Genomic DNA, 6,586 nt, shown 5'->3' on the forward strand with positions numbered 1-6,586 from the left:
GGCCGCCGACAGCACCACACGCCCCCGGTTCAACACGCAAAAGCGATCGGCCAGCGCATAGGCGAAATCGAAATACTGCTCGACAAGGATGATCGCGATGTCCCCCTCGTCGCGCAGCAGTTCGATCACCTTGCCGATCTGCTTGATGATGTTGGGCTGGATGCCTTCGGTCGGTTCATCCAGCAACAGCACGCGGGGCCGCGCGATCAGGGCGCGCGCGATGGCAAGCTGTTGTTGCTGGCCGCCCGACAGATCGCCGCCACGGCGGTTTTCCATCTGCTTGAGGACGGGAAACAGATCATGAATGCGCTCGGGAATGCGCCGGTCGCCGGGCGGCAGACAGGCAAAGCCGGTTTGCAGGTTCTCGGTCACGGTCAGCAACGGAAAGATCTCGCGCCCTTGCGGAACATACGCGATGCCCGCGCGCGCAGCCTGGACCGCCGTGGCCTGGCCCATCGGCGTGCCATCCAGCGTGATGGTGCCGCCCGAATGGGGATGACGGCCCGCGATGGCGCGCAACAGGCTGGTCTTGCCCACGCCATTGGTGCCCATCACGGCCGTGACCGATCCGGGCCGCGCCTGAAGCGAGACACCGTAAAGGATCTGCGAGCCACTGTAATGCAGCGACAAATCGGTCACATCGAGCATGATCTAGCGCCCCAGATAAACATCGATCACCTGTTGGTTCCGCGTCACATGGTCAAGCGAGCCCTCGGCCAGCAGCGCACCTTCGTGCAGTACGCTCACCCGGCATGCGAGGCGGCGGATGAACTCCATGTCATGCTCGATCACCACCACCGCGCGGGTCTGCGCCGCGCGCTTGAGCAGATCGGTGGTGTGTTCGCGCTCGGCCGGGGTCATGCCGGCTGCGGGTTCATCGACCAGCAAAAGCCGGGGGTCTTGCGCAAGCAGCATTCCGATTTCCAGCCATTGCTTTTGCCCATGGCTCAGATCGCCCGCGCGATCCCCAAGCCGGTCGGTCAGGCCGATTTCCTCGGCCAGTTCCGCAATGCGCCGGTGATCCTCGGGGGTGGCTTTCCAGAACAGCACCGCGAAGGGTCCGCGCTTGTTGCGCACCGCCATCGACAGGTTGGCGCGCACAGTCTGATCCTCGAACACGGTGGGTTTCTGGAATTTCCGCCCGATGCCTGCACGCGCGATCTGGCTTTCAGACAGGCGGAGCAGGTCGATCTGCCGCTCGCCCCACAAGACCTGCCCGCTATCGGGGCGGGTCTTGCCGGTGACGATGTCCATGAAGGTGGTCTTGCCCGCACCATTCGGCCCGATCACCGCGCGCAATTCCGGCTCACCGATCGACAGCGACAGGTTGTTGATCGCGCGAAACCCGTCAAAGCTGACGGAAACGTCGCGCACCTCCAAAAGCGTCATCATGGCTGTTTCCTCACCAGCTTGTCGAACAGCCCGCCGATGCCCTTGGGGAAAAACAGCGTCACCGCAACAAAGCCCACGCCCAGCAGCACCAGCCACCAATCGGCCCACATCAGGCGGAACGCCCCGATTTCGATGTTGGGCGCACCGCCCCCCGTCAGCCAGCTTGACAAAAGCGAGACGCTGGCCGCCCCAATCACAGCCCCGTAAAGCCGCCCGCGCCCACCGATGGCGACCCAGACCGCCAGATAGATCGATGCGATGGGCGCAAGCTCGGCGGGGTTGATGATGCCCGCTTGCGGGTAGTAAAGCGCCCCCGCTATCCCCGATACGATGGCGGTCAGCGTAAAGACGAACAGCTTGTAGCCTTCGACATTGTAGCCAAGAAAGCGCACGCGTGCCTCGTTGTCGCGAATGGCGCGGATGACCGATCCGAACTTGCCCGACACGACCCAAGCAAACAGCCCATAGCCCAGGCCCAGCGCCAGGGCCGAGGCCCACAAGAACCACACCGACAGCACCGCTTGCGGCACATCCAAAAGACCGGGAATATTCTGAAGCCCAGCCAGCCCGTTGTTGCCGCGCAAGCCGCTGTCGTTCTGGAACAGATAAAGCGCCAAGGCCAGCGTCATGGCTTGCGTCAGGATCGACAGGTAAACGCCCGTCACCCGGCTTCGAAACGCCAGCCAGCCAAAGACCAGCGCCAATAGGCCCGGCACCAACACGACCAGCGCCAATTGCGCGGGCAGCGAATGGGCGAAACTCCAGATCAGGGGCAAGTCCAAGCTGCCGACCACGCCGAAAATCTGAGCCGCGACCGCATCCGACACTTCGGCGGGCGTGGGTGGCAGCACGCCACCCGCCATGCTGTCGCGGATCACGATCTCGGTCCGCGCATACATCTGCCACATGCCGATGGCATAGCCGCCCAGCCCGAAAAAGGCGAAATGGCCCAAGGACAAGATCCCGCAATAGCCCCAGACCACATCCATCGCGATGGCAATCAGGCACAGGCACAGCGTCATGCCGATGATCTTGACCATCGATGTCGAGAGCGCGCCAACCCCAAGCCCTTCGGACAGCACGCTGACCATCAGGGTGAAGATCGTCAAGAGCCCCAAAAACCAAGGCAGTGAAGGGTTCTCGCGCAAGAACCCGCGCCGGGGCGGCACTTTGGCCATCCCTTCGGCAAGGATCGGGGCCGTGGGGGCAACGGGGGGGCGGTTGATCAGTGTCATCGCGTCATTCCCCGGCCGCGCGGCCCTTGAGGGCGATGATGCCCCTTGGCCGGAATTGAATGAACAAGATGATGAACAGCACCATAAAGGTCTGAGCGGCCAGCGTGTTCGACGGGTTGAACCATTCGATGCCCTTTTGCAGGAACCCGATCAGCCCAGCCCCCGCCAGTGTCCCCCAGACATTGCCGACACCGCCCACAACCACCGTCATGAAGCTTTGCACGATGTAATTGGCCCCCATTTCAGAGGTGACTTGGGCATAAAGACCGATCGCCACCCCCGCCACGCCCGCAATCCCAGAGCCAAGACCAAAGGTCAGCATGTTGATGCGGTCAGGGTTGATGCCCATGGACGCCGCCATGCCGGGGTTTTGCGTCACCGCCCTGACCTCAAGCCCCAGCCGTGTGCGTTTGAGCATGATGAGAAGCGCCGCCAGAAAGATCAGCGCCAAGACAAAGATCGCCACGCGGATCGTGCTGATCGACACCACGTCGTTCAGGCTGATGGCGCCCGCCAGCCAATCGGGCGCGGTCAGGGGTTTGGCCTGTGTGCCAAAGATGTTCTTGGCCAATTGCTGCAAGGCAATCGACATGCCAAAGGTCGCCAAAAGCGTTTCCAGCGGTCGGGTGTAAAGGTGGCGGATCACCAGCCGTTCCATCGCCACCCCCGCGCCAAAGGCCACGACAAATGCCAAGGGCAGCGCCACGATCAGGCTGACGGTGTAATCGGGGATCACGGTCTGGACGACATAGCCGGTATAGGCGCCCATCATGATGAACTCACCATGCGCCATGTTGATCACCCGCATCACGCCAAAGGTGATTGCCAGCCCGATGGCCGCAAGGAAAAAGATCGACGCCAAGGACAGCGCATCAAGCGAGATCGCCATCCATTGAAACAGCGTCAGCCGTGTGGCCGTCTGATCGAGGGCGGCGCGCGCCGCATCGGTCAGGGCTGGATCGGGTTCCAGATAGGTGTCGAAAAACACATACCCAGCCAGCGTCGCGGCGATATCGGCCTCGCCGACCAGGGGCGGCACAAGACCTTGGGCCTGCAACACCCCATAGGCTTCGATGCGCGCGGCAGGGTCCGACAGGCGATGCAGCGGCAGGCCGGCCACAGCCCCATCGGCCACATGTGCCAAGAGCGCATCGCGAAGCGTGTTGCGTTCCGGTCGTGCAGGGGCCAGACCCGCGGCCACCAGACGGTCATAGGCCTCGTGCGGGCTCAGATGCTGGCCCGCGATCAGAACGCGCGCAATGTTGCGATCTGTCGGCAGTGTCGGGGCAAGGCCCGGTTCGGTCGCAAGGATCTGGTTCAGGACGCGCCGTGCCTCGGTCGAGACATCGCCGCTCAACCCCTTGATTGCGGCGATACGCTGGCCTGTATCGGTGGCAAAGCGCGCGTTCAGCAGATCGAGCAGGCGAAGCTTGCGGGCGCGAATATCGGCATCGGATTCGTCTGGGATCGCACTTTCCAGCAGCGGTATCTGGTCTGCATCGGGGCTGCGCGCAATCGCCTCGAGCGCGGCAAGCCTGCGGGACGGGTCGGGGGCGGACAATTCGAACCGCACCAGCGCGGCACCGATTTCACGCCGGACCCCGGCATTGGGGCGGATCGGGATCACATCGCGGCTGCTGACGCGGCCGATTTCTGCGCCGCTGTCCAGGTCGATCAGCGCAAGTTGACGGCCCTCGACCTCGAGCGAGACATGAAACAGGCCGGTTGCGGGGTCTTCAACGACCATCCGGTCCTGCCACTGACGCAGAAATTCGGAGGTGCCCGGCGCGTCGGCTTCCCTCAGGGCGGCCAGAACCTGCCCCACGCTGGCGCGCGACGGGTTGGCGACCTCGACCCGGTTGGCCTGAAGCACATCTTGCAGCGGGGTCTGTGCGACCAGCGGAGCGGCCAGCACGAGGGCCAGAAGCAGCGGCAGCAGGCGCGCGAAAATCGACATGACGGAAAGCCTTGCGAAGGGTCCGGGGGGATGCGCAGCCTGTGGACCGCGCATCCCCTGATCGGATCAGTAGTTCGAGGTCAGCTGAACGCAGGTGGAGGTCGCGGTGTCATACATGCCGCATTCCAGCGTTTCCCAATCCGAGGTCAGCGTTGCACTTTCCGGCAGGAACGGCGTCCATGCCTCACCGGCCACTTCAGTGGTCTGGCTGATGATGTCGAATTGACCATCGGCGCGGATTTCCCCGATCAGCACGGGCTTGGCGAGGTGATGGTTGGGCAGCATCACCGATGTGCCGCCGGTCAGGTTCGGGAACTCTTGCCCCCACATCGCCGCACGCACCGTATCGACATCGGTGCTGCCCGCCTCGGTCACGGCGTTCACCCACATGTTGAAGCCGATGTAATGGGCTTCCATCGGGTCGTTGGTGGGGCGTGCGGTGTCACCGATAAAGGCGTGCCATGCAGCGATGAAGGCCTCGTTTTCCGGCGTGTCGGCCGACATGAAGTAGTTCCACGCCGCCAGATGCCCCACCAACCGCGAGGTATCGAGACCAGACAGCTCTTCCTCACCGACCGAGAAGGCCACGACCGGAATGTCATCGGCGCTGACGCCTTGGGCGGCCAGCTCGGTGTAAAAGCCGATATTGGCGTCGCCATTGATGGTCGAGATCACGCCCACCTGCTCGCCGCCCGCGCCCAGTGCCACCACATCCGACACGATCGTCGACCAGTCGCTATGCCCAAAGGGGGTGTAGTTGACAAAGATGTTCTCCGGCGCGATGCCCTTGCCCAGCAGATAGGCCTCGAGAATGGCGTTGGTCGTGCGCGGATAGACATAGTCGGTACCCAAAAGCGCAAAGCTCGTCACACCCAGCTCTTCAAGGTAGTAATCAACCGCCGGGATCGCCTGTTGGTTGGGCGCGGCACCCGTGTAGAACACATTGCGCGAGCTTTCCTGGCCCTCATACTGCACCGGGTAGAACATCAGCCCGTTGAGCTCTTCCAGCACCGGCAGAACCGACTTGCGGCTGACCGATGTCCATGCGCCGAAAATCACATCGACCTCGTTCACGGTCAAAAGCTCGCGCGCACGCTCGGCAAAGAGCGGCCAATCGGATGCCGGATCGACAACGATCGGTTCAATCTGACAGCCCAGCAGCCCGCCAGCGGCGTTTTGCTGTTCGATCAGCATCAACATCACGTCACGCAACGTGGTTTCCGAGATTGCCATGCTGCCCGATAGCGAATGCAGCACGCCGACGCGGATGGGGCAATCGGCAAGCGCGGGGGTGGACATCAGCGCCAGACCAGCGGCCGATGCAAGAAGGGGTTTAAATGCCATAATTCGCGGAATCCTAGGATCAGGCCGCCGGTCAAAAGATGGAAGACTTGCATTCGCAAGCATGTGTGCCATCTGAGGCAGGCAGCAGTTCATGTTGTGGCTGCCCGGCTGTGGCTTTCTTGCAGGATCGTGATGGCCGGGCAGTGTTCTTGTCGGATGGGCCCGACATCACAACGCTCATCCGACGCCAAATGCCGTCGCAAGAGAGATAGCGCGCTCGTGCTGCAGCGCAGCGATCCGATGCGGCGGATTTGGTGCAGTTTTGGGCGACTGCCGCGGTAACGATCAATTTTTCAGAACGTTCGGCTTCCCCGATGCTCGGCTCTTTGGTTCGCCGCTTGGAATCATGGCTCCCGGATCGGCGGTTTTGCCCAAACGCGCGCCGCATCTGTCGGCCGAGGTGGGGCCTTTGGGTACACCGGCACACCACGGCGACACGCTGACCACAGATGGGCCAGACCAAAGCTGGCGGTCATCGGCCCATCCGCGACGGCGCGCCTGTGCAGAATTCATCCGGCGGTGCGGTGCCTGGCCCGCGAACTGGCGACCCTGTTCGACGCCCGCGGCAAGCCCCAGACGATTGTCAGTGACAATGGGACCGAGTTGACGTTGCCCCCTCCACCTAATCCAGTTTGAGGTAGACTCTGGGCCAACCGAA

Annotated in this window: 5 protein-coding genes; all 5 read right to left on the reverse strand. The window is 62.8% G+C overall.

Translation table 11 applies throughout. The features are described 5' to 3' along the window. Nucleotides 1-648: urea ABC transporter ATP-binding subunit UrtE (urtE, locus tag Q0094_RS02800; protein WP_297615035.1), on the reverse strand; the 648-nt coding region annotated here is incomplete at its 3' end. Nucleotides 649-651: 3 nt separating this feature from the next. Continuing rightward, nucleotides 652-1,392, reverse strand: coding sequence for an urea ABC transporter ATP-binding protein UrtD (gene urtD, locus Q0094_RS02805; RefSeq protein WP_297615037.1), 741 nt, complete (start codon nt 1,390-1,392; stop codon nt 652-654). Beyond that, a complete protein-coding gene (locus Q0094_RS02810) occupies nt 1,389-2,570 on the reverse strand; it encodes an urea ABC transporter permease subunit UrtC (protein ID WP_297615044.1) in 1,182 nt (393 codons plus the stop codon). The genes urtD and Q0094_RS02810 overlap by 4 nt, the downstream gene beginning before the upstream one ends. 61 nt (nt 2,571-2,631) lie before the next feature. Further along, nucleotides 2,632-4,584, reverse strand: a complete 1,953-nt coding sequence (urtB, locus tag Q0094_RS02815; RefSeq protein ID WP_297615040.1) for an urea ABC transporter permease subunit UrtB — start codon at nt 4,582-4,584, stop codon at nt 2,632-2,634. A 66-nt stretch (nt 4,585-4,650) separates the two neighbouring features. Then, nucleotides 4,651-5,928 carry an urea ABC transporter substrate-binding protein gene (gene urtA / locus Q0094_RS02820; RefSeq protein ID WP_297615042.1) on the reverse strand — a complete coding sequence of 426 codons (1,278 nt, stop codon included), beginning with the start codon at nt 5,926-5,928 and terminating at the stop codon, nt 4,651-4,653. Nucleotides 5,929-6,586: the final 658 nt, after the last annotated feature.

The organism is uncultured Roseicyclus sp., assembly GCF_937892565.1.
Lineage (GTDB): Bacteria > Pseudomonadota > Alphaproteobacteria > Rhodobacterales > Rhodobacteraceae > Roseicyclus.